This window comes from Saccharothrix coeruleofusca, assembly GCF_017876325.1.
In the GTDB taxonomy this organism is placed as follows: Bacteria; Actinomycetota; Actinomycetes; order Mycobacteriales; family Pseudonocardiaceae; genus Actinosynnema; species Actinosynnema coeruleofuscum.
In genome coordinates this window covers 7,186,443-7,206,997 of the sequence record NZ_JAGINV010000001.1, presented here as the reverse complement: position 1 = coordinate 7,206,997, position 20,555 = coordinate 7,186,443, and the positions used below count along the sequence as shown (strand labels likewise).

The following is a 20,555-nucleotide window of genomic DNA, read 5'->3' as shown; positions in this document are numbered from 1 at the left end:
CTGGCGTGCGCAAAGTCCTCACCGTGCTGCTGCTGGCCCTGGCGGCTGGCTGCGCCGCCCCCACCGACCCCGAGGTGACCTTCTACGCCGACGGCGAGGCGATCAACGTCGAGCCCACCCAGTACTGCGACCTGGAGTCGGAGAACTGCGAGGTGGACGTCGAGGCCGCGGGCGTGCTGCGGGTGCGCCCCGGCAAGCCGGTGCAGATCTCGGTGCCCGGCGAGCTGGCGGAGTCTGCGTGGTCGGTGAAGTTCACCTACCGCAACGCCCGAGGCGAGCAGCAGGAGCCGCTGCGCAGCAAGCTGTTCACCGCGAACGAGCCGCGCTACGCGTACACGCTCGTGCTGCCCAACCCCGACGACCAGCTGGAGAGCGTCGAGGTCCAGCAGTACGGCGCGCGCATCGAGACCAGCACCACCGGCGCGTTCGACTTCGTCGCCCGAGGCACCTGGGTCCTCTCCGTCGACGACAGGCACTGACCCCCACCACGCCCGCTCCCGGTCTCACCCGGTTGCGGGCGTGTTGGGCGTGTCGCCCCCGCGAGTCGAACGTCCAGACACCACGAATTCACCATTCGCGCACCCCGACCCGGCTCTCGCGCCTCGGGCGGTACTTACCGGCCCTCACACACCCGCCGGGTAGTACTTGCCGACGCACCAGGAGTGGGGGCGGGTTTACGGGTCGAGCTCCCGTGCGACGGCGCGGACCACGTCGGCGATCAGCTTGGTGTTCTTGCGGTCGGGGTACCGGCCGCGGCGCAGCTCCGGCTGCACCTTCAGCTCCAGCAGCTTGATCATGTCCTCGATCAGGCCGTGCAACTCCTCCGCGGGCCGCCTGCGCGCCTCGGCCACGGACGGGGCCGGGTCGATCAGGCGCACCGACAGCGCCTGGGGGCCGCGCCTGCCCTCCGCCATGCCGAACTCGATGCGCTGACCGGCTTTCAGGCCCTCGACCCCCGGAGGCAGCGCGGACTTCCGCACGTAGACGTCCTCGCCACCGTCCTGGGTGACGAAGCCGAAGCCCTTCTCCGAGTCGTACCACTTGACCTTGCCGGTCGGCACCTCACCGCTCCTTCGTTCCACATGACGAACGCGTCCGGGGGCGTGCCCAGGACGCGTCTGACCAGACTAGCCAGTCCACCGCCGACAGGGCACCTCCGATCGCGCGACTACGCTCACCCGCATGTCGACCTCGAAGCTGATGCCGCTGGCAGTGGCGATGTTCGCGCTCGGCGTCGTGGCGATCGCCGCCATGTTCGCCGCGGGCGCGGCCGGGTTGCCCGTCTGGGTGTTCGTGGCGGGGTGGCTGCTCGCCCCGCTCGGCCTGGCGATCGGGGTGTTCAGCGCGGTGCGCGACGCCCGTTCGCGGCGCTGACCTGTTCGGCGCTGAGCCGCTCGGCGTTGGCGCGCAGCCAGTCCGGGAACCCGGTCAGGTCGGGCAGCACCACGTCCGCGCCCTCGGCGGTCAGCTCCTCGGCGCTGCACGGGCCGCTGACCACGGCCACGGAGACCGCCTCGGCGGCCTTGGCGCCGCGCACGTCGCCCACGTGGTCGCCGACGTACGCGCACGCCCCGTGCAGCTTGAGCGCCTCGGCCTTGCCGGTGGACCACAGCTCGCCGAACAGGTGGTCGACCTCCCAGTCCAGCGCGGCCAGGTGCAGCGCGGCGTTGGCCCGGTACTTGCCGGTGACCACGATGGTGGTGCCGCCCAGCTCGCGCACCGCCGCCAGCGACTCGGCCGCGCCGGGCAGCGCCACCGTGGCCGGGATGACGATCTCCGGGTAGAGCGCGCGGAACCGCGCCACCAGCTCCGGGATCTCCTCCTCGGGCACGCCGAAGTCCCGGTAGGTCATGTCCAGGGGCGGCCCGAGGTTGGCCGCGAAGTGGGCCCCGTCGAGGGGGTAGCCGCTCTCGGCGGCCACCGCGTCCATCACCGCCGCCATGCCGGGTCGGGGGTCGATGAGGGTCATGTCCAGGTCGAATCCCACGATCAGCGGCACGTTGCCACTCTACGGGCTTTACAAACAACCCTATTGTGTAAAGTACGCGCCGTGACCGATCTCACCCGATCGCTGCTGCTCCACGCCGCGGAACTGCTCGCGGAACGCGGCTCGCACGGGTTGCGCGTGGTGGACGTGGCCGCCAGGGCGCGCGTCAGCAGGCAGACCGTCTACAACGAGTTCGGCAACAAGGAGCGGCTGGTCCAGCAGGTCACCCTGGTCAAGGTGGGCGAGTTCCTGGACGGCGTGGGCGAGCGGCTGGCCCGCGAGCCGCACCCGGTCGAGGGGCTGCGCGCGGGCCTGCGGTTCGCCCTCGACCTGGCCGAGCGGGACGCGCTGGCCCGCTCGGTGTTCTCCGGCGCGAACGCCGAGGACATGCTGCCGCTGCTGACCACCAGGGGGCAGCCGGTGCTGGCGCAGGCCACCGAGGTGTTCGCCGAGCACGTGCGGCGGCACTGGCCCGCGCTGCCCGCCGAGCGGGTCCGGCTGGTGGCCGAGACCACCGCCCGGCTGGGCATGAGCCACCTGCTCACCCCGACCGCCCACGACCCGGTGGACGACGTCGTGGCCGTGGTGGCGGCGCTGCTGCCCGCCACTCCAGCGCCCGCCACTCCAGCGCCCGCCACTCCAGCGCCCGCCACTCCAGCGCCCGCTACCTGAGCACGGGGTAGCGGACGCCGAGCTGGTCCAGCGCGGTGGTCATGGTGCGCATGACGGCGAGCGTGTCCTCCAGGGACATCTCCGGGCTCTCCGTATCTCCCGCGCGCACGCGCGCGACGACCTCGCGCAGCTGCGGCGTGTAGCCCGAGCCCTCGATCTCGGCGCGGCGCTCCTCGCCGTTGACCACGATCCGGTCCGGGTTGTACATCCGGTCCGGCACGTCGATGCGGCCCTTGGTGCCGTACACGGTCGCGCTGGCCGTCGGGGCGGTGGTCAGCGTCGAGGTCAGCAGCGCGTGCGCGCCGTCGGGGTAGCCCAGCAGGAGCGCGGCCTCCGCGTCGACGCCGGTCGGCGCGAGCGAGCCGTGCGCGTGCACCACCGCGGGCTCGCCCAGCAGCATCTGCGCGAACGCCACCGGGTAGACGCCCAGGTCCAGCAGCGAACCGCCGCCCAGCGCCAGGTTCCACAGCCGGTGCTGCGGCAGGAACTCGTGCACGAACCCGAAGTCGGCGCGGACGCTGCGCACCTCGCCGACGACGCCCTCCGCCACCAGCCCGCGCAGCTCGCGGATCAGCGGGTTGAACCGCGTCCACATGGCTTCCATCAGGAACAGCCCGCGCTCGCGGGCCAGGTCGACCAGGTCCCGCGCGCCCGCCAGGTCCAGCGTGATGGGCTTCTCGCACAGCACGTGCTTGCCCGCCTCCAGCGCCGCGCGGGTCACCTCGTAGTGCTGCGCGTGCGGGGTGGCCACGTAGACCACTTCCACGTCCGGGTCGGCCAGCAGCTCGGCGGTGCCGCCGTAGGCGCGCGGGATGCCGTGCTTGGCGGCGAACTCCAGCGCCCTCGGCAGCTGCCGGGAGGACACGGCCAGCACCTCCGCCTCGGCCACCCGCAGCAGATCGGCGGTGACGACGTCGGCGATGCCGCCCGTGGCCACGATTCCCCAGCGCACTCTGTTCACCACGAGGGAGCAGCTTAATCGGGCAAGATGGGCACATGCGGCTCATCCTCAACGTGATCTGGCTGGTGCTCAGCGGGTTCTGGCTGGCGGTGGGCTACGTCGTCACCGGAGTAATCTGCTGCTTGCTCATCGTCACCATCCCGTGGGGGTTGGCGGCGTTCCGGATCGCCAACTACGCGCTGTGGCCGTTCGGGCGCACCGTGGTGGACCGGCCCGACGCGGGCGCGCCGTCGCTGCTGGGCAACGTCATCTGGGTCGTGGTCGCGGGCATCTGGCTGGCCATCGGCCACGTGGTGACCGGCGCGCTGCTGTGCGTGACGGTCATCGGCATCCCGCTGGGCGTGGCGAACTTCAAGATGGTGCCGGTGTCGCTGATGCCGCTGGGCAAGGAGATCGTCCCCGCACCCTGACCGGCCCAGCCCGCGGCGGGTCAGCGGTAGGGCAGGGGGACGACCAGGCAGGGGCCGCCGCTGTAGAGGCCCGCGTCGACCGCCAGCACCTTGCCGTCGGCGTAGCGCAGCGGCCCGTCCACCTGCGCGGGCGGCACGCCGAGCTGGTCGGCGATGACGCTGTGCCCGTGCACCACCTCGCGCCCGCCCAGCATCCGCATCAGCTGCTCGGCGACCGCGCCGCCGTCCGGGCCGCGGAAGGCGTAGCGGGTGGTCATCCGCCGCCAGCACTCCCACCACTCGGCCAGGTCGTCGCCGCGCAGCACCTCGGCCACGGCGGCGTTGACCTCGTCGATGGTGCCGCCCCACTCCAGGTAGGCCAGCGTGTCGGAGTGCATCAGCAGGTGGTCGTCGACCAGCCGCAGCACCGCCCTGGAGGTCAGCCACGCGATGTGCTCGTCGGTGAGCCGGTCCTGGTCGCTGCGCAGGCCGCCGTTGATCGTCCAGCTGCGCGCGAAGCTGCGCGGCGACGGCGCGCCGGGCACCTGCTCGTCGCCGAACCGGTGCATCCCCAGCAGCAGCACCTCGTGGTTGCCGACCAGCGCGTCCACCTTGCCGCCCGCCCCGGCGGCCTGCTCGGACAGCCCCATCACGAACTCGATGACCCCGACGCCGTCGGGGCCGCGGTCGACGAAGTCGCCCAGGAACCACAGCTCCGCCTCGCCACCGCACCACCCGCCGTCGGCGTCGACCAGCTCGGCGGCGTGCAGGGCGCGGACGAGTTCGGCGAGGTGCCCGTGCACGTCGCCGACCACGAAGAGCGGTCTTTCCACGGAACAACCTTATGCAACGGGGTGGCGGGGAGCGCAGAAGTCGATCAGACCGTCACCGGCGGACCGCCACACCCACCTGCCTGAGTGGGTGAAGCAGCGTGAGGGCACGTGAGAACACCCCCGGCGGGGCGCACCCCGCCAGTATGAGGGCACACCACCTGGAGCGGATCGCCCACACGCTGGACGAGACGATGACCGCCACCGCCGCGGCGGATTCGACCTGGACCCCCTGGGAGCACGTGGAGTGGCTGCGCCTGCAGGCGGACCTGCTGGACCGGCTGGCCGCGGCGGCGGGCCCCGGCCACCCGCTGTCCGGGCGGGCGGCGCTGCTGCGCGACGAGGCGGAGCGGATGGCCGACCGGCTCAACCGGGTGCCCGCGTTCGAGCCCGACCCGGTGCCGCACCCCACCGGGGTCTGAGAGCCCGGCGTCCCGCTGCTCAGTCCAGCCCCGGCCAGGCCAGGAACTCGGCGACCAGTGCGGCGTCGCCCTCCACGGCCACCCCGGACACCGGCAGGCGGCGCCACAGCAGCAGGTAGAGCTGCTCGGCGGTGCCCCGCACGACCGCGTCCGGCACGATCGCCTCCGGCACCTCCTCGGCCACCAGCGCGGGCGCGCCGCCGGTGGAGGCGACCGACCACGAGGCGGGGGCGTCGACGGCGGCCAGCCGCAGCAGGAACGGGCGGGCCCACTCCCCGCCGCGCAGGAAGCGCTCCAGGAACTCGCCCACCCCGTCGGCCGCGATGTCGGCCGGGATCGGCTCGACCGCGCCCACCGCGTTGCGCGCGTCCCAGCAGTGCACGACGATCTCGTGCGCCTGCCGGGACGCCAGCGCCGCCGCCGTGTCGCACCGGGCCTCGTTCCACCACGTCCACACCGGCCCGTCGGCCGGGTAGGTCTGCTGCACCGCCAGGTACCGGGCGTTGATCTCGCGCCACCCGGCCACCCGGTCCGGCCCGGTGTCGGCGGCCCGGCGGGCCGCCTCCTCGTCCGGGTACTCCCCCTTGGCCAGCACCGCGGTGGTCCACCACGCCTGGACCTCGGCCACGTGCTCGACCAGGTCGTCGACCGTCCAACCGGGGCAGCTGGGCACGGGGCGGTCCAGCGCGCCCTCCACCGCCGAGGTGAACGACGCGCTGTAGGCCTCCAGGACCGCCATGTGGTCGATGCTCATGCCGGGCAAGCTAGCCCCGAGCACCGACAGTTTCCGGGGCCGCCGGGTCAGCCCTGGTCGGGGAACGGGTTGGCGGAGTTGCCGACCAGGTCGGCGATCGACTTGATCACCCTGGTCGGCCGGTACGGGTACAGCTCGGCGGTGGTGTCGGCGGAGATCCCGGTCAGCACCAGGATGGTGCGCAGCCCCGCCTCCAGCCCGGCGCGCACGTCGGTGTCCATCCGGTCGCCGATCATCAGGGTGTTCTCCGAGTGCGCGCCCAGCGCCCGCAGCGCCGACCGCATCATCAGCGGGTTCGGCTTGCCCACGTAGTAGGGCTCGCGGCCGGTGGCGCGCTCGATGAGGGCGGCGACCGCCCCGGTGGCGGGCAGCGACCCCTCGCGGGAGGGCCCGGTGGCGTCGGGGTTGGTGGCGATGAACTTCGCCCCCTCCTCGACCAGCCGGATGGCCTTGGTGATGGCGGTGAAGCTGTAGGTCCGGGTCTCGCCCAGCACCACGTAGTCCGGGTCGCGGTCGGTCAGCACGTAGCCGACCTCGTGCAGCGCCGTGGTCAGCCCGGCCTCGCCGATGACGAAGGCGGACCCGCCGGGGCGCTGGGAGTCCAGGAACCTCGCGGTGGCCAGCGCCGAGGTCCAGATCGACGTCTCGGGCACGTCCAGCCCGGTGCGCGCGAGGCGGGCGCGCAGGTCGCGCGGGGTGTAGATGGAGTTGTTGGTGAGCACGAGGAACGGGATGCCCGCCGCGGTCAGCTCCGCGACGAACTCGCTCGACCCAGGGATCGGGTGCTCCTCGTGCACCAGCACGCCGTCCATGTCCATCAGGTAGTTCCACTGCTCAGCCATGGGCGACATGCTGCCAGGCTCAGGTGACCCGCATGCGCTCGCGGAACACCTCGATGAGGGCCTTGTTGTAACGCTCCAGCACCTCCCACTCCTCGGGGGTGAACCGCGCCAGCACCTCCCGCAGCGTTTCCTGGGCGTCCTGGAACAGGGGCGCGAACCGGCCGTCCTCCACGGTCACCTGGACCAGCACCTTGCGCCGGTCGTGGGGGTCGCGCACGCGCTTGACGTAGCCCGCCCGCTCCAGCCGGTCGATCACGCCGGTGACCGCGCCGGTGGACAGGCCCGACAGCTCGGCGATCCGCCCCGCGGTCACCGGCCCGTCCGCGCGCATGGCCAGGTCGAGGCACTTCTCGTCGGTGGTCGACAGGCCCATCGCCTCGGCGACGCGGGTGTGGAACAGGATGGTGAGCGTGCTGTTCTCCCGCGCGTAGGAGGCGAACCTCCCCAGCACGTCGGCGGGCACGTCGCGCTCGTTTCCCATGCGGGCAATTTAGCGGCCGATCCACTTCGGCACGTTCGCGACCGCGCTGCGCCGGTGATCGCGCGATTACCCTGGACGGGGTGACAGCAGTGGAATTGGGAATACCCGTCCTGCGAGGAACGCCCGACACCTCCACCCGTCCGGACTCACCGCTGCTGGTCGACCGGTTCGGCCGGGTCGCGACCGACCTGCGGGTGTCCCTGACCGACCGGTGCAACCTGCGGTGCACCTACTGCATGCCCGCCGAGGGCCTGGACTGGCTGCCCAAGCCGGAGCTGCTCAGCGACGCGGAGCTGACCCGGTTGATCGGCATCGCGGTGACCCGGCTGGGGGTGACCAACATCCGGTTCACCGGCGGTGAGCCGCTGCTGCGCCCCAACCTGGAGGACGTGATCGCGGCCACGGCGGCGCTGGAGCCCCGGCCGAGGATCTCGATGACCACCAACGGCGTCTCGCTGGCCCGCCGGGCCGAGGGCCTGGTGCGCGCGGGCCTGGACCGGGTCAACGTCTCGCTGGACAGCCTGGACCGGGTCCGGTTCCGCGAGCTGACCCGGCGCGACCGGCTGGAGCACGTGTTCGAGGGGCTGGCGGCGGCGCGGGCCGCCGGGCTGGACCCGGTGAAGGTCAACTCGGTGCTGATGCGCGGGGTCAACGACGACGAGGCGGTGCCGCTGCTGCGGTTCGCCCTGGAGCACGGCTACCAGCTGCGGTTCATCGAGCAGATGCCGCTGGACCCGCAGCACGGCTGGAACCGGGACGAGATGGTCACCGCCGAGGAGATCCTGGCCACGCTGCGCGCGGAGTTCGAGCTGACGCCCGTGCCGGACGAGCGCGGCGGCGCGCCCGCCGAGCGCTGGCTGGTCGACGGCGGCCCGGCGGTGGTGGGCGTGATCGCGTCGGTCACCCGGCCGTTCTGCGCGGCCTGCGACCGGACCCGGCTGACCGCGGACGGCCAGGTGCGCAACTGCCTGTTCAGCCGGTCGGAGACGGACCTGCGGGCGCTGCTGCGCGCCGGCGCCTCGGACGAGGAGATCGCCGAGCGCTGGCGGGGCGACTCGTGGGCCAAGGCGGCCGGGCACGGGATCAACGAGGCCGGTTTCTTCCAGCCGGACCGGCCGATGAGCGCGATCGGGGGATGACGTGGTGGAGCTGACGGTGCGGTACTTCGCGGGCGCGCGGGCGGCGGCGGGGGTGGCGCAGGAGAGCGTGGCGCTGTCCGGCGGGGCGACCGTGGCGCACGTGCTGGAGGCGGTCCGCGAGCGGCACGACGACCGGCTGGCGCGGGTGCTGGCCGCGTCCAGCTTCCTGCTCGACGGCGTGGCGGTGCGGGACCGGGACACGCCGGTGCCGGAGGGGGCGCTGCTGGACGTCCTACCCCCCTTCGCGGGGGGCTAATCAAGTTTCCCCCGATGGGGGAATCACGTGATGCAGACCTCACTTACCGTGATCTATCTCAATTTGTCTCGGATTGAAAACGGGACGGTAACGGCCCTCTGACCTGCGGAAACGAGCGCAATCGACACAGAACCTGAAAACGTTACTGTGAGCCCCCTCACGGGCCAGAACGTTTGGCGTGCCGCCGCCGGTTACGTACGGTCGCTCTTCGGTTGGCCCCGACCGACCAAGAGCAACACCCGGGACGCCGCACACCGAACCCCGTCCAGCGGCCCGGGCACCAACCCCCGAGTGAGAGATCACCACCGGACGGGGACGAGGAAGCGCACCGGGCCCCGAACCCGAGCTCCCCGACGCAGGTGTGGTGGGCGAGAGGCAAATGGCTTCTTACCGAGGCAAGCACCGTCCGCAGACCAGCAACGCCGCCCGGAACATCGCGAAGGTCGCCGTGGCGGGCGTCATCGTCGGCGCTCCGCTGAGCATGGCCGCGGGCACCGCGTCCGCGCAGGGCTCCGGCGTCAACTGGGACGCGGTCGCCGCGTGCGAGAGCGGCGGTAACTGGAGCATCAACACCGGCAACGGCTACTACGGCGGCCTGCAGTTCCTGCCGAGCACCTGGCGCGCCTTCGGCGGGACCGGGATGCCCCACCAGGCCTCCCGCGCCGAGCAGATCCGGGTCGCCGAGAACGTCCTGGCGGGCCAGGGCATCGGCGCCTGGCCGGTGTGCGGCCCCAAGGGCCTGACCGGCGGTGCGGCTCCGGCCGCCAAGCCCGCTCCGGCGCCCGCCGCCAAGCCCGCCCCGGCCCCCGCCCCGGTGGCGCCGAAGAAGGCCACCCCGCAGGCCCCGGCGCAGAAGGCCGCCCCGGCCCCGGTGCAGAAGGCCGCTCCGGTGACCGTGGCGCTGCCCAAGTCCAACCCCAACGGCGACTACGAGATCAAGGCGGGCGACACCCTGTCCAAGATCGCGCAGGAGCTGAAGATCGAGGGTGGCTGGCAGCGGCTGCACCAGCTGAACAAGGAGTTCATCCCGAACGCCGACCTGATCCTCGCGGGTCAGAAGATCGCCACCAAGTGATCGTCGGCCGATGAGCCCGGCCTGCCCCCGCGCAGGCGCCTGACCAGGAACCCCCGTCGCCCCTCCCCCCTGGCGACGGGGGTTCCTGCTGTCCGGGCTCAGGGGCAGTTGACCCACTCGTCGGTGCCGTCGGCGAAGACCTGGCGCTTCCACACCGGCAGCCGCCGCTTCACCTCGTCCACCAGCTCGGAGCACACCGCGAACGCCTCCGCGCGGTGCTCGGCGGCCACCGCGACCGCCAGCGCCACGTCACCGATGGCCAGCGGACCCACGCGGTGCGACACGGCGACCGCGCGCACGCCGGTCACACCCGCCACCACGTCCCGCACCACCTCGGTCACCACGTCCGCGGCGCTGGGGTGGCCGTGGTACTCCAGCTCCCGCACCGAGCGCCCGTGGTCGTGGTCGCGCACCACGCCCGCGAACGTGACCACCGCGCCCGCCGCGGCGTCGTCCACCAGCTTCGCGTGCTCCTCGACCGACAGCGGCTCCTCGCTCACCGTCGCCCGCAGGATCTCCGCCGTCGTCTCCGCAGTCGTCTCCGCCGTCACGTGTGGTCGCCTCCCGCCAGCTGGTCGAGCGCGTGCTCCAGCACCGCGCCCAGCACTTCCAGTCCGTCCCTCACCCCGCCGGTGGAGCCGGGCAGGTTCACCACCAGGGTGCGCCCGGCGACCCCGGCCACGCCTCGGGAGAGCACCGAGGTCGGCACCCCCGGCCAGCCCGACGCCCGGATCGCGTCGGCCAGCCCCGGCACCTCGTAGTCCAGCACCGCGCGGGTGGCCTCCGGGGTGCGGTCGGTCGGGCTGATGCCGGTGCCGCCGGTGGTGACCACCACCGCCACCCCGTCCGCCACGGCCGCGCGCAGCGCCTCGGCGACCGGCTCGCCGTCGGGCACCACCACCGGGTCCGGCACGTCGAACGACCGCTCCCGCAGCCACTCGGCGATGAGGGGGCCGCCCCGGTCGGCGTAGACGCCCGCGGCGGCCCGGTTCGAGGCGGTGACGACCCGCGCGGTCCTCACGGGCGCTCCCACAGGCCGGTCTTGCCGCCCTCCTTGCGCTCCACCCGCACCGCGTCCATCGACGCCGCCGGGTCGACCGCCTTGACCATGTCGTGCAGGGCCAGGCCCGCCACCGAGACGGCGGTCAGCGCCTCCACCTCCACGCCGGTGCGGTCGTTGGTGCGCACGGTCGCGGTGACCACCACCTCGGCCTCGCCCAGGCTCAGGTCCACCTTGACGCTGGACAGCGCGATCGGGTGGCACAGCGGCACCAGCTCCCAGGTCCGCTTGGCCGCCATGATGCCCGCGATGCGGGCGGTGGCCAGCGCGTCGCCCTTGGGCAGGCCGTCGCGGCGCAGCAGGTCCACCACCTCGGCGGTGGTGCGCAGCACGCCCGAGGCGACCGCCGTGCGCGCCGTCGGCTGCTTGTCGGAGACGTCGACCATGCGCGCCGCGCCCGCATCGTCCAGGTGAGTGAACCGGCTCATCCTGTGATTATGGCCGCGCCCCCACCCCACCCCCACAAACGCCTGCAAGTACTACCCGCCCCACCCGCGAGGGCCGCCAACTACTACCCGACGCACCCAACGCGCAGTTCACACGAGGCCGCGCCGGAGCCGGGGCAGTCCTACACGGCTTTGCGGACGGCCTCGGCGACGGCGGGGGCGACGGAGGTGTCGAAGACGCTGGGGACGATGAAGGAGGCGTTGAGCCGTTCGCCGTCCACCACGTCGGCGATGGCGGTGGCGGCGGCCAGCAGCATCTCGTCGGTGATGGTGCGGGCGTGCGCGTCCAGCAGGCCCCGGAACACGCCGGGGAAGGCCAGCACGTTGTTGATCTGGTTGGGGAAGTCGCTGCGGCCGGTGGCCACGACGGCGGCGTGCTTCTGCGCCTCCATCGGGTCGATCTCCGGGTCCGGGTTGGCCAGCGCGAACACGATCGCGTCGGAGTTCATGGTGGCGACCTGCTCGGCGCCGAACAGGTTCGGCGCGGAGACGCCGATGAACACGTCCGCGCCGACCAGCGCGTCGTGCAGGCGGCCGGAGACGTTGTGCTTGTTGGTGCTGGCGGCGATGGACTTGAGGTTGCTGTCCATGCCGGGCCGGTCGCGGTGCACGATGCCGTCCACGTCGACCGCGACCACGTCGCCGGGCTGCTGCTTGAGCAGCAGCCGGATGATCGCCGAGCCCGCCGCGCCGACGCCGCAGACCACGACCTTGCAGTCGGAGATCTTCTTGCCGACCACGCGCAGCGCGTTGCGCAGCGCGCCGACCACGACGATGGCGGTGCCGTGCTGGTCGTCGTGGAAGACCGGGATGTCCAGCTTCTCGCGCAGCCGGGCCTCGATCTCGAAGCAGCGCGGCGCGGCGATGTCCTCCAGGTTGATGCCGCCGTAGACCGGGGCGATCAGCTCGACCGCGCGGATGATCTCCTCGGTGTCCTGGGTGTCCAGGCACACCGGCCAGGCGTCCACGCCCGCGAACTTCTTGAACAGCGCGGCCTTGCCCTCCATCACCGGCAGCGCGGCGGCCGGGCCGATGTTGCCAAGGCCCAGCACGGCGGTGCCGTCGGTGACCACGGCCACGGTGTTGCGCTTGATGGTCAGGCGGCGCGCGTCGTCGGGGTTCTCCGCGATGGCCTGGCAGACGCGGGCCACGCCGGGGGTGTAGGCGCGGGAGAGGTCGTCGCGGTTGCGCAGCGGGACCTTGGACGAGATCTCGATCTTGCCGCCGAGGTGGACCAGGAAGGTGCGGTCGGAGACCTTGCGGACCGCGATGCCGGGCAGCAGCGCCAGGGTGTCGGTGATGTCCTTGGCGTGGTTGGCCGACAGGGCGTTGCAGGTGAGGTCGATGATGACGCGGTCGGTGTGCGACTCGACGACGTCGAACGCCGTGATGACACCGCCCGCCCTGCCGACCGCCGTGGTGAGGTCACCCGCCGCGCCCGCGCTGGGCGGCGCCTCCAGGCGGACGGTGATCGAGTAACCAGGGCCGGGGACCGGCATCGAACCTCCCAGATCAGCACAGCTCACGCGGGAGTCGAGCGTAGTCCGCGGCGAATTCCGGAACGCGCCCGGCTCGCCTCGCCCCCGGCGCGCGCCGGGGGCGGGTCGGGCAGCGGGTCAGCGGTTGATCTCGGTGGTGGGGTGGCGGTAGCCGAGGTCCTCGACGGGCAGCGGGAAGGTGACCTTCCCGAAGGGGGACAGCGCGCCCTGCACGTCGCTGGCCAGCTCGCTCACCGCGTGCTTGCCGTCCGCAGGCGGCTCCGGCCAGTTCGGGTCGATGCGCTCGGGGCGGGCCTTGGCCACGATTCCTCCTCGGTGGTGCCAACGTCACGGACAAGTGTGCCCCACGGCCATATACCGTGGTGAAGATGTCCGGCACCACACTCGCCGACTGGCTGCGCGCCCTGGACGACGCGGCGCTCGTCGCGCTGCTGCGGGCGCGGCCCGACCTGGCCACCCCGCCGCCCGCGGACACCACCGTGCTGGCCACCCGCGTGGGCTCGCGCGCCTCGGTGGCGCGGGCGTGCGAGGACCTGGACACCCTCGCGCTGACCGTCCTGGAAGCCCTGCTGGTCCTCGACGCCGACCTGCGCCCGGTGCCGCTGACGGCCCTGCGGGAGCTGTTCGACGTCGACATCCGGCCCCCGGTGGCCCTGCTGCGGGCCCGCGCGCTGCTCTGGGGCGACGACGACGGCCTGTCCACCCCGCCCGCCACCCGCGACGCCGTGGCGGCCTTCCCGTGCGGCCTGGGCCGCTCCGTGCCCGCGCTGGCGGGCGTGGACCTGACCGGGCTGGGCGAGGACGAGCGGCGGGTGCTGGAGGCGCTGGCGGCCGGACCGCCGGTCGGGCAGACCAAGGAGGCCGCGCACGTGGTCTCCCTGGACAGCGCCACCACCCCGATCCAGAAGCTGCTGGCGCGGGGCCTGCTGGTGCGCCGCGACACGCTGACCGTCGAGCTGCCGCGCGAGGTCGGCCTCGCGGTGCGCGGCGACCGGCCGCTGGGCGAGGTCGTCACCGCCGAGCCGCCGCTGCCCACCTCCGCGCTGGACCCGGTCTCGGTGGACAGCACCGGCGGCGGCGCGGCGCTGGAGCTGGGCCGCCACGTCGAGGGCCTGCTGCGGCTGTGGTCGGACGAGCCGCCCCCGGTGCTGCGCTCCGGCGGGGTGGGCGTGCGCGAGCTGCGCAAGGCCGCCAAGGAGCTGGAGGTCGACGAGCGCCGGGCCGCGCTGCTGGTCGAGCTGGTGGTAGCCGCCGGGCTGGTGGCCGACAGCGAGGGCCTGGAGCCGGAGTGGGTGCCGACCACCCAGGCCGACACGTGGCTGGTCGCGCCGCCGGAGCACCGCTGGGCGGCGCTGGCGCAGGCGTGGCTGGAGCTGCCCCGGCTGCCCGGCCTGGTCGGCGGCCGGGACGACCGGGACCGGCTGCTCAACCCGCTGGCCCCGGAGCTGAACCGGCCGGGCGCGCCGCGCGACCGCAGGCGGGTGCTGGAGGCCCTGGCCGCGCTGCCGCCGGGCACCGCGGTCCCCGACGTGGAGCGGCTGGCCGCGGTGCTGGCCTGGCGGGCGCCGAGGCGGGGCGGGCGGCTGCGCGACGAGCTGGTGCGCTGGACGGTCGCCGAGGGCACCGCGGTGGGCGTGCTGGCGCTGGGCGCGGTGACCGGGGCGGGCCGCACGCTGCTCACCGAGGGGCCGGGGCCCGCCGCGAAGCGGCTCGGCGACGCGCTGCCCGCGCCGGTGGACCACGTGCTGGTGCAGGCCGACCTGACGGTGGTCGCGCCGGGGCGGCTGGAGCCGGACCTGGCCGAGGAGATCGCGCTGGTGGCCGACGTGGAGTCGGCGGGCGGCGCGACGGTGTACCGGGTGGGCGAGCACTCCGTGCGGCGCGCGTTCGACGCCGGGCGCACCGCCGCCGACCTGCACGAGCTGTTCCGCGCCCGGTCCCGCACGCCGGTGCCGCAGTCGCTGACCTACCTGATCGACGACACCGCCCGCAAGCACGGCAGGCTGCGCGGCGGCGCGGCCGGGTCGTTCCTGCGCTGCGACGACCCGGTGCTGATCGCCGAGGTGCTGGCGCACCCCGCCGGGCAGCGGCTGGAGCTGCGCCGGATCGCCCCCACCGTGCTGGTCTCGCCGCTGCCGCTGGCCGAGGTGCTGGACGGGCTGCGCGGGGCGGGGTTCGCGCCGTCGGCGGAGGGGCCGGACGGGCAGGTGCTCGACCTGCGCGCGGCCGGGCGGCGGATCGCCGGGCGCGGCAGGCGCAGGCCCGCGCCGCCGCCCGCCCCGTCGGAGGAGCAGCTGGGCGAGCTGGTGCGGCTGGTGCGGGCGGGCGACCGGGCGGCGCGCACCACGGGCGGCGCGCGGGTGTCCGTGCCGGGCAACCTGGGCGCGGGGCCGTCGGCGACGCTGGCGCTGCTGCAGCGGGCGGCCAAGGAGGGCCGCAACGTGCTGGTGGACTTCGTGGACGGGCACGGCACCGCGGCACGGCGGGTGATCACCCCGCAGCTGGTGGGCGGGGGCGTGCTGGAGGGCGTGGACGTCAGCTACGGCGAGGTCCGGCGCTTCCCCCTGCACCGGATCACCTCCGCCGCGCTCGTGGAGGAGTGACGCGGGTCACTTCCGCCCGCGTGCACGTCGGAGGGCGGCCTCCCCCACCGGGAGGCCGCCCTCCGACCTGTCAGGAGCGGGTGCGCGCGGTCAGCCCGCGCGGACCGACATCCACTGCCGCATGGCGTGCTCGACCAGCGTGATCAGCGTCTGCTTGGTCGACTGCCGGTTGCGCGCGTCGCACGTCACGATCGGCACGGACTGGTCGATGGTCAGCGCCTCCCGCACGTCCTCGATGCGGTGGTGCAGCAGACCGTCGAAGCAGTTCACGCCGACCACGTAGGGCAGCTGGCGGTCGTCGAAGAAGTCGATCGACGCGAAGGCGTCGGCCAACCGCCGGGTGTCGACCAGCACGATCGCGCCGATGGCACCCCGGACCAGGTCGTCCCACATGAACCAGAACCTGTGCTGACCCGGCGTACCGAACAGGTACAGGATCAGGTCCTGGTCCAGGGAGACCCGGCCGAAGTCCATGGCCACGGTGGTGGTGACCTTGTTCGGCGTGGCGGAGAGGTCGTCGACCCCCGCACTGGCCTCGGTCATCACCGCTTCGGTCGTCAGCGGGACGATCTCCGACACGGAGCCGACGAACGTAGTCTTGCCCACGCCGAAGCCACCGGCCACCACGATCTTCGCGGAGGTCGTCGGCTTCCGTGCGCCTTCGGCCGCGTTGGGGCTAGAGCCTGCGAAGCCCACTGAGCACCCTCTCAAGGAATTCAATGGACGGCCGGTCCCCCACGACCAAGCCACCCTGGTGAATCAAAACCAAACCCATGCTCGCCATGTCGCCGATCAGCACCCGCACCACACCCAGCGGGAGCCTCAAGTGAGCGGCGACTTCGGCCACCGACCTGGTGTCGGTGCACAGCCCGCAGATCGAGCGGTGCTCGGGGAGCACCGCCGCGTCGCGTTCGAGACCGCGCTCGCTGGTGGACACCAGCGCCTCGATCGCGAGGTCGTAGTCCGGCCGGGTGCGGCCTCCGGTCCGGGTGTACGGGCGAACCAGCGAGCCGGAGTCGGCCGCGGGGTTCTCCTCCCGCCGCACCACCGGCTGCGGACCGGTGTGGTACGGGAGCTGTTCCGGCACGCTGTCGGGCAGGCCGTGGGCACCGAACAAGTCCGCCCCCGGACCACCGAACAGCCCGCTGCCGTACCCGTCGATGTCGAACCGGTTGGGAACGTCGTCGTAGTCGTACGACGAGTCGTCAACCTCACGCTGAGACATATCGCCTAGCCCCTGCTCTGTGCCTTCGACTCGTGGTCCCGCGGCCCGCTCGCCCCGGTCAGGCCACGAGGTGGGTGCGTCTTCGGCTTCCTCATCCTGTGCGGGGTGGGCATCCGGCTCGGCGAACCTGAAGCCGCCGGTCGCCCACTCCTGGTAGTTGAAGTTCCTACCGAAGCGACCGCCACCGGCACCAGATCGTTCAGCCATTTACCTCACCCCCACGATCTCATGAGGGCCTACCGCCGAACCACGCCCTGGAGCTGCGCGCGCAGCTCCGGGGTCAGCTGCTGGCCCACGCGCTCGACCAGCAGGGTCATCTCGTACGCCACGAGGCCGATGTCGCAGTTCGGGGCCGCGAGCACCGCGAGGCACGACCCGTCGCTGATCGACATCAGGAACAGGTAACCCCGCTCCATCTCGACCACGGTCTGGTTGACCGCGCCCGCCTCGAAGCACCTCGCCGCGCCCGCGGTGAGGCTGACCAGCCCCGACGCAACGGCGGAGAGCTGTTCGGCGCGGTCTCGCGGCAGGCCCTGCGAACCGGCGAGCAGAAGCCCGTCGGCCGACACGACCACGGAATGTGCCACACCGGGAACCCGGCGCACGAAGTCGGTGATAAGCCAACCAAAGCTGCCTGGCTGAGCTGCGGTCGTCACTCCTGCTCCTCGTCTTGCCGGCTCGACATGTCACCAGCGTAAGCGTCGATCAGCGCGTGCCGCCCACGACGGACGCCCTGCTGAAGACTCGACATGCGTCCACGGATCGCGTCAGCCGATCGTGGTGGCAGCGGGGGCCGCTGCGGTTGCTGCGCCGCCGACGGGGTCTTCGGCGCGGCTGATCCCGGCACAAGCTGAGCCTTGGGCACCCGCTTGGGCAACCCCGCCTGTGTCGTGGTCTCGGGGGTGCGGCTGAGCAGGGACTGGGCGGCCTGCCAGCCCTCGTCGGCAGGCGACTGCCATGTCTGCTCGACGCCGAGCGCGACCGGTTCGGGCTCGGCAACCGGTTCCGGTTCGGTCACCCTGCTCGTCTCCAGTGTGCGCTTGGGCAGGTTGTCGGCCGCACCCGGCCGCCTCTTGGGCAGGCCGCCGTCGACGGCCGGGGTCACCGGCGCGGGCGGCGAGCTCTGCTCGGCGGGTGGCACGGACTGCGGTTTGCGGACCGGCAGCGACGTGCCGCCCCGCTCGGCGATGGGCTCCGGCTCGCTCAGCGAGCGCGGCTGCGGTTCCACGTCCGGTGCGGGCGGGACCGCTTGCGCGGTCGCCGCGGAGGTCTCGCTGCCCACGGCCTGGAACCACTGCGAGAGGACCGCCTCGTAGATCGGCAGCCGCTCGGTCGGAGCGTCCAAGTCGTGCTCGACCTCCTTCGGCGCACTCGGCGAGGAGCCGTTGCGCTGCGCGGGTTCCGGCTCGGCCAGTGGCGCGCGGGAGACGATCCCGCTGTCCACGGCGGGCGCGAACTGCGTGGTCTCGTAGCCGTGCTCGTAGCCCGCCTCGTCCTCTTCCCGGTCCTCGTAGGCGGTGAAGAGGGTGGGCTCGCCCCCGCCGCTCGCGGGCTCCTCCACCGGGGCGCCGATCGGGCCGCTGATGGGACCGCTGATGGGACCGCTGGCCGGGCCGTTGTCGGCGGGCTCGTCCACCGGCAGCCACTGCGGCTGGGAGATCTCCGCGGAGGTCTCCTGCGGCGACGGCGGCAGCGCGGGCACGCCGAACACGTCGGCCCCGGTGTCGCCGCGCACGAAGCTGACGGCGGGCTGGCCGGGCTCCTCGTCCAGCCGCGGCAACGGCGAGCCGCCGCCGAAGGCGCCCGCGATGCCGCTGGCGCGCTGCGCGGTGGTCGTGGTGCTGCTGGCCGGGAAGACCGAGGGCGGCTCGCCCAGCGGCCCCGCGGCCCCGCCCGGCGAGGCCACCAGCGTCTCGGGCACCAGCACGACCGCGGTGGTGCCGCCCTCGATGTCCTCGTTGGGCCGCAGCCGGACCTTGATGTCGTGCCGCTTGGCCAGCCGCGCGACCACGTACAGGCCCATCCGGCGGGACACCGCCACGTCCACGTCCGGCGGGTCGGCCAGCCGCTGGTTGGCGTCGGCGATCTCCTGCTCGCCCATGCCCACGCCGCGGTCCTGGATCTCGATGGCCAGCTCGCCCTTGCGGGTGCGCGCGGTGCGCACGGTGACCTTCGTCACGGGGTCGGAGAACGCGGTGGCGTTGTCCAGCAGCTCCGCGATCAGGTGCACGAGGTCGTTGACCGCGCGGCCCTGGACGGTCAGCTCCGGGGTCTGGCCCACCTGCACGCGGGCGTACTGCTCGACCTCGGACACCGCGGCGCCGAGCACCTCGGCGGCGGGGACCGGGCGGGTCAGCCGCCGGGACAGGTCGGTGCCGGAGAGCACCAGCAGGTTCTCGCTGTTGCGCCGCATGCGGGTCGCCAGGTGGTCCAGCTCGAACAGGCTGGCCAGCTGGTCGGGGTCCTGCTCGTCCTGCTCCAGCCGGTCGATCAGGTTCAGCTGGCGCTCGACCAGCGTCTGCGAGCGGCGGGACAGGTTGACGAACATGGCGTTGACGTTGTCGCGCAGCAGCGCCTGCTCGGCGGCCAGCCGGACCGCTTCGCCGTGCACCGCGTCGAACGCCCGCGCCACCTGGCCCACCTCTTCGCGGGTGGTGATCGGCACGTTGGCGATGGCGGTCTTGGCCGCTTCCTGCGGGTTCGGGTCGGCGAGGATCTTCTCGACCGCCTCGGGCAGGCCGTGGTCGGCGACCTCCAGCGCGGTGCGCCGCAGCGTGCGCAGCGGGTTGAGGATCGACCGGGCCACGAACAGCGCCGTCACCAGCGCCAGCAGCAGCGCGCCCAGCACGATGCCGGAGTCGCGGAAGGCCGCGGCGCGGGCGTCGCCGGTGAGCTCGTCGGTGCGGTTCTGCAGCTGTTCCAGCAGCAGCTTCTCCACGTCGCCGGTGAGGTTCACGGTCAGCGTGGCCGCGGTGTCCCACGGTCCGGGGCGCAGCGAAGACGAGAAGTTCTGGCCCGCGTCGGCCAGGTTCAGCGCCGACTCCTGCATGTCGTTGGCGTTGTCGATGATCAGACCGGTGACGGTGTCGTCGTAGATCCTGGCCTGTTCCGGCGTCGCCGACTTGCGGAAGTCGTTGCGGGCCGCGTCCAGCTCGGCGTTGGCCGCCAGCAGCGCGCGCTGCTGGCCGGGACCGAAGGCGCCGCGCTGGAACACGTCCAGCATGATGCCGCGCTTGCGGGACTCCTGCTCCTTGATGCGGGCCATGGCGTTGGTCGCCAGGTGCAACCGCACCAGCTCGGGGTCGTCGATCCCGGCGATGGCCTGCTCGCCGAGGTCGAGCAGGTTCTCGATGGACTCGGAGTAGGTGCGCAGCACCGCGTCCGGCGGGTACTGCGTCTCGCGCACCGCGTTGCGCAGGCTGTTGAGCCGGTTGAGCTGCTCGGCGGCGCGGCGGAACCGGGCGACGACCTCGTCGTCCAGATCCCCGCTGAGCTCGCCGATGCGGTTGTTGAGCGTGTCGGTCGCGTCGTTGACGCGACGCAGTTGTCGGTCCAGCACCACGCGGTCGAGCTGCCTGCCCGACGCCACGTGGCTGGTGCTGAGGTCGCGCTCGCGCTGGAGCTGCTGGACCAGGTTCGCGACCGAGGACTCCAGCTGGACCTGGTTGGCCAGGCGGTTGAACTCACTGGCGTTCTGCAGGTCCGCCTGCACCCGCAGCCCGCCCAGCGCGACGGCTGCGACCGTGGGGATCAGCAGCACGGCGCCCAGCTTGGTCGGCAGCCGCCAGTTGCGCAGACGCCACGCGGCGGTGCGCGCGGTGTCCTGCGAAGCGTCCGCCTTCGACCCGGTCCCCGTTTGTTCGGTCACAGTTCCATCACCCAGCGCAGCCAGTCCGTCACCCGTTTCGGGCCTA

General features: G+C 73.0%; 23 protein-coding genes and 1 pseudogene. 9 read left to right on the top strand and 15 right to left on the bottom strand.

What is annotated here, in order from left to right; genetic code table 11:
* The first annotated feature begins 5 nt into the window (after positions 1–5).
* Complete coding sequence (locus JOF41_RS33450; RefSeq protein WP_209623729.1) at positions 6–479, top strand: DUF2771 family protein; 474 nt, start codon at positions 6–8, stop codon at positions 477–479.
* 195 nt (positions 480–674) lie between these two features.
* Here the strand turns inward: JOF41_RS33450 and JOF41_RS33445 are convergent, their stop codons facing one another.
* On the bottom strand, positions 675–1,061 hold the full coding sequence (locus JOF41_RS33445; RefSeq protein WP_189221110.1) for a cold-shock protein: 387 nt from the start codon (positions 1,059–1,061) through the stop codon (positions 675–677).
* Positions 1,062–1,182: 121 nt separating this feature from the next.
* On the opposite strand from JOF41_RS33445, the gene JOF41_RS33440 reads away from it, so the two are divergent.
* A complete protein-coding gene (locus JOF41_RS33440) occupies positions 1,183–1,374 on the top strand; it encodes a hypothetical protein (RefSeq protein WP_189221111.1) in 192 nt (63 codons plus the stop codon).
* Here the strand turns inward: JOF41_RS33440 and JOF41_RS33435 are convergent.
* A complete protein-coding gene (locus JOF41_RS33435) occupies positions 1,340–1,999 on the bottom strand; it encodes an HAD family hydrolase (RefSeq protein WP_209623728.1) in 660 nt (219 codons plus the stop codon). The two genes, JOF41_RS33440 and JOF41_RS33435, sit on opposite strands and share 35 nt — an antisense overlap.
* 51 nt (positions 2,000–2,050) lie before the next feature.
* Here JOF41_RS33435 and JOF41_RS33430 point away from each other — a divergent pair, with 51 nt between their 5' ends.
* Positions 2,051–2,659, top strand: a complete 609-nt coding sequence (locus tag JOF41_RS33430) for a TetR family transcriptional regulator (protein WP_209623727.1) — start codon at positions 2,051–2,053, stop codon at positions 2,657–2,659.
* On the opposite strand, the gene JOF41_RS38470 is transcribed toward JOF41_RS33430, so the two are convergent.
* Complete coding sequence (locus JOF41_RS38470) at positions 2,652–3,623, bottom strand: Gfo/Idh/MocA family protein (RefSeq protein ID WP_209623726.1); 972 nt, start codon at positions 3,621–3,623, stop codon at positions 2,652–2,654. The two genes, JOF41_RS33430 and JOF41_RS38470, sit on opposite strands and share 8 nt — an antisense overlap.
* Positions 3,624–3,655: 32 nt before the next feature.
* Here JOF41_RS38470 and JOF41_RS33420 point away from each other — a divergent pair, with 32 nt between their 5' ends.
* Positions 3,656–4,030 carry a YccF domain-containing protein gene (locus tag JOF41_RS33420; RefSeq protein ID WP_209623725.1) on the top strand — a complete coding sequence of 125 codons (375 nt, stop codon included), beginning with the start codon at positions 3,656–3,658 and terminating at the stop codon, positions 4,028–4,030.
* 20 nt (positions 4,031–4,050) lie between these two features.
* Here JOF41_RS33420 and JOF41_RS33415 read toward each other — a convergent pair whose 3' ends face one another.
* Entirely contained in the window at positions 4,051–4,842 is a 792-nt protein-coding gene (locus tag JOF41_RS33415) for a metallophosphoesterase (RefSeq protein ID WP_189221116.1), read from the bottom strand.
* A gap of 143 nt (positions 4,843–4,985) precedes the next feature.
* On the opposite strand from JOF41_RS33415, the gene JOF41_RS33410 reads away from it, so the two are divergent.
* Positions 4,986–5,261 (top strand): hypothetical protein, encoded by a 276-nt coding sequence (locus tag JOF41_RS33410; RefSeq protein ID WP_189221117.1) that lies wholly within the window; start codon positions 4,986–4,988, stop codon positions 5,259–5,261.
* A gap of 19 nt (positions 5,262–5,280) precedes the next feature.
* Here the strand turns inward: JOF41_RS33410 and JOF41_RS33405 are convergent, their stop codons facing one another.
* From JOF41_RS33405 to JOF41_RS33395, 3 genes are read right to left on the bottom strand one after another with little or no spacing between them, the layout of a single operon-like run.
* Complete coding sequence (locus tag JOF41_RS33405) at positions 5,281–6,015, bottom strand: maleylpyruvate isomerase family mycothiol-dependent enzyme (protein ID WP_189221118.1); 735 nt, start codon at positions 6,013–6,015, stop codon at positions 5,281–5,283.
* Between the two features lie 47 nt (positions 6,016–6,062).
* Complete coding sequence (locus tag JOF41_RS33400; RefSeq protein ID WP_189221119.1) at positions 6,063–6,857, bottom strand: HAD-IIA family hydrolase; 795 nt, start codon at positions 6,855–6,857, stop codon at positions 6,063–6,065.
* A gap of 19 nt (positions 6,858–6,876) precedes the next feature.
* Positions 6,877–7,338, bottom strand: a complete 462-nt coding sequence (locus JOF41_RS33395) for a MarR family winged helix-turn-helix transcriptional regulator (RefSeq protein WP_209623724.1) — start codon at positions 7,336–7,338, stop codon at positions 6,877–6,879.
* An 80-nt stretch (positions 7,339–7,418) separates the two neighbouring features.
* Between JOF41_RS33395 and moaA the strand changes: the two genes are divergently transcribed.
* From moaA to JOF41_RS33380, 3 genes are all read left to right on the top strand, one after another.
* A complete protein-coding gene (gene moaA / locus JOF41_RS33390) occupies positions 7,419–8,477 on the top strand; it encodes a GTP 3',8-cyclase MoaA (RefSeq protein WP_189221121.1) in 1,059 nt (352 codons plus the stop codon).
* 1 nt (position 8,478) lies between these two features.
* The gene (locus JOF41_RS33385; protein WP_189221122.1) at positions 8,479–8,733 is read left to right on the top strand and encodes a MoaD/ThiS family protein; all 255 of its coding nucleotides are present in this window, start codon (positions 8,479–8,481) and stop codon (positions 8,731–8,733) included.
* A 379-nt stretch (positions 8,734–9,112) separates the two neighbouring features.
* Positions 9,113–9,808, top strand: a complete 696-nt coding sequence (locus JOF41_RS33380) for a LysM peptidoglycan-binding domain-containing protein (protein WP_189221123.1) — start codon at positions 9,113–9,115, stop codon at positions 9,806–9,808.
* 98 nt (positions 9,809–9,906) lie between these two features.
* Here JOF41_RS33380 and JOF41_RS38715 read toward each other — a convergent pair.
* The 4 genes and pseudogenes from JOF41_RS38715 to JOF41_RS33355 form a co-directional block, all read right to left on the bottom strand.
* A pseudogene (locus tag JOF41_RS38715) lies at positions 9,907–10,829 on the bottom strand (molybdenum cofactor biosynthesis protein MoaE).
* Complete coding sequence (moaC, locus tag JOF41_RS33365; RefSeq protein ID WP_209623721.1) at positions 10,826–11,296, bottom strand: cyclic pyranopterin monophosphate synthase MoaC; 471 nt, start codon at positions 11,294–11,296, stop codon at positions 10,826–10,828. Before moaC ends, JOF41_RS38715 begins: the two are co-directional and overlap by 4 nt.
* Before the next feature lie 140 nt (positions 11,297–11,436).
* Positions 11,437–12,813, bottom strand: a complete 1,377-nt coding sequence (locus JOF41_RS33360; RefSeq protein ID WP_189221126.1) for an NAD-dependent malic enzyme — start codon at positions 12,811–12,813, stop codon at positions 11,437–11,439.
* Positions 12,814–12,930: 117 nt separating this feature from the next.
* On the bottom strand, positions 12,931–13,116 hold the full coding sequence (locus JOF41_RS33355) for a hypothetical protein (protein ID WP_189221127.1): 186 nt from the start codon (positions 13,114–13,116) through the stop codon (positions 12,931–12,933).
* A gap of 65 nt (positions 13,117–13,181) precedes the next feature.
* Between JOF41_RS33355 and JOF41_RS33350 the strand changes: the two genes are divergently transcribed.
* A complete protein-coding gene (locus JOF41_RS33350; protein ID WP_209623720.1) occupies positions 13,182–15,416 on the top strand; it encodes a helicase-associated domain-containing protein in 2,235 nt (744 codons plus the stop codon).
* A gap of 90 nt (positions 15,417–15,506) precedes the next feature.
* Here the strand turns inward: JOF41_RS33350 and JOF41_RS33345 are convergent, their stop codons facing one another.
* From JOF41_RS33345 to JOF41_RS33330, 4 genes are read right to left on the bottom strand one after another with little or no spacing between them, the layout of a single operon-like run.
* Positions 15,507–16,112 carry a GTP-binding protein gene (locus JOF41_RS33345; RefSeq protein ID WP_033432210.1) on the bottom strand — a complete coding sequence of 202 codons (606 nt, stop codon included), beginning with the start codon at positions 16,110–16,112 and terminating at the stop codon, positions 15,507–15,509.
* Positions 16,093–16,848 carry a DUF742 domain-containing protein gene (locus JOF41_RS33340; protein ID WP_229794865.1) on the bottom strand — a complete coding sequence of 252 codons (756 nt, stop codon included), beginning with the start codon at positions 16,846–16,848 and terminating at the stop codon, positions 16,093–16,095. The genes JOF41_RS33345 and JOF41_RS33340 overlap by 20 nt, the downstream gene beginning before the upstream one ends.
* Positions 16,849–16,877: 29 nt before the next feature.
* A complete protein-coding gene (locus JOF41_RS33335; RefSeq protein ID WP_189221129.1) occupies positions 16,878–17,297 on the bottom strand; it encodes a roadblock/LC7 domain-containing protein in 420 nt (139 codons plus the stop codon).
* Positions 17,294–20,509: a nitrate- and nitrite sensing domain-containing protein gene (locus JOF41_RS33330; protein WP_307867627.1), complete on the bottom strand. Its 3,216-nt coding sequence runs from the start codon at positions 20,507–20,509 to the stop codon at positions 17,294–17,296. The genes JOF41_RS33335 and JOF41_RS33330 overlap by 4 nt, the downstream gene beginning before the upstream one ends.
* Positions 20,510–20,555: the final 46 nt, after the last annotated feature.

Bases quoted from the DNA above. Each gene is read 5' to 3' on its own strand.
- JOF41_RS33440 (WP_189221111.1), top strand. From the start codon at position 1,183: ATGTCGACCTCGAAGCTGATGCCGCTGGCAGTGGCGATGTTCGCGCTC.
- JOF41_RS33340 (WP_229794865.1), bottom strand. From the start codon at position 16,848: ATGGCTGAACGATCTGGTGCCGGTGGCGGTCGCTTCGGTAGGAACTTC.
- JOF41_RS33380 (WP_189221123.1), top strand. From the start codon at position 9,113: ATGGCTTCTTACCGAGGCAAGCACCGTCCGCAGACCAGCAACGCCGCC.
- JOF41_RS33360 (WP_189221126.1), bottom strand. From the start codon at position 12,813: ATGCCGGTCCCCGGCCCTGGTTACTCGATCACCGTCCGCCTGGAGGCG.
- JOF41_RS33395 (WP_209623724.1), bottom strand. From the start codon at position 7,338: ATGGGAAACGAGCGCGACGTGCCCGCCGACGTGCTGGGGAGGTTCGCC.
- JOF41_RS33420 (WP_209623725.1), top strand. From the start codon at position 3,656: ATGCGGCTCATCCTCAACGTGATCTGGCTGGTGCTCAGCGGGTTCTGG.
- JOF41_RS33405 (WP_189221118.1), bottom strand. From the start codon at position 6,015: ATGAGCATCGACCACATGGCGGTCCTGGAGGCCTACAGCGCGTCGTTC.
- JOF41_RS33410 (WP_189221117.1), top strand. From the start codon at position 4,986: ATGAGGGCACACCACCTGGAGCGGATCGCCCACACGCTGGACGAGACG.
- JOF41_RS33350 (WP_209623720.1), top strand. From the start codon at position 13,182: ATGTCCGGCACCACACTCGCCGACTGGCTGCGCGCCCTGGACGACGCG.
- moaC (WP_209623721.1), bottom strand. From the start codon at position 11,296: ATGAGCCGGTTCACTCACCTGGACGATGCGGGCGCGGCGCGCATGGTC.
- JOF41_RS33400 (WP_189221119.1), bottom strand. From the start codon at position 6,857: ATGGCTGAGCAGTGGAACTACCTGATGGACATGGACGGCGTGCTGGTG.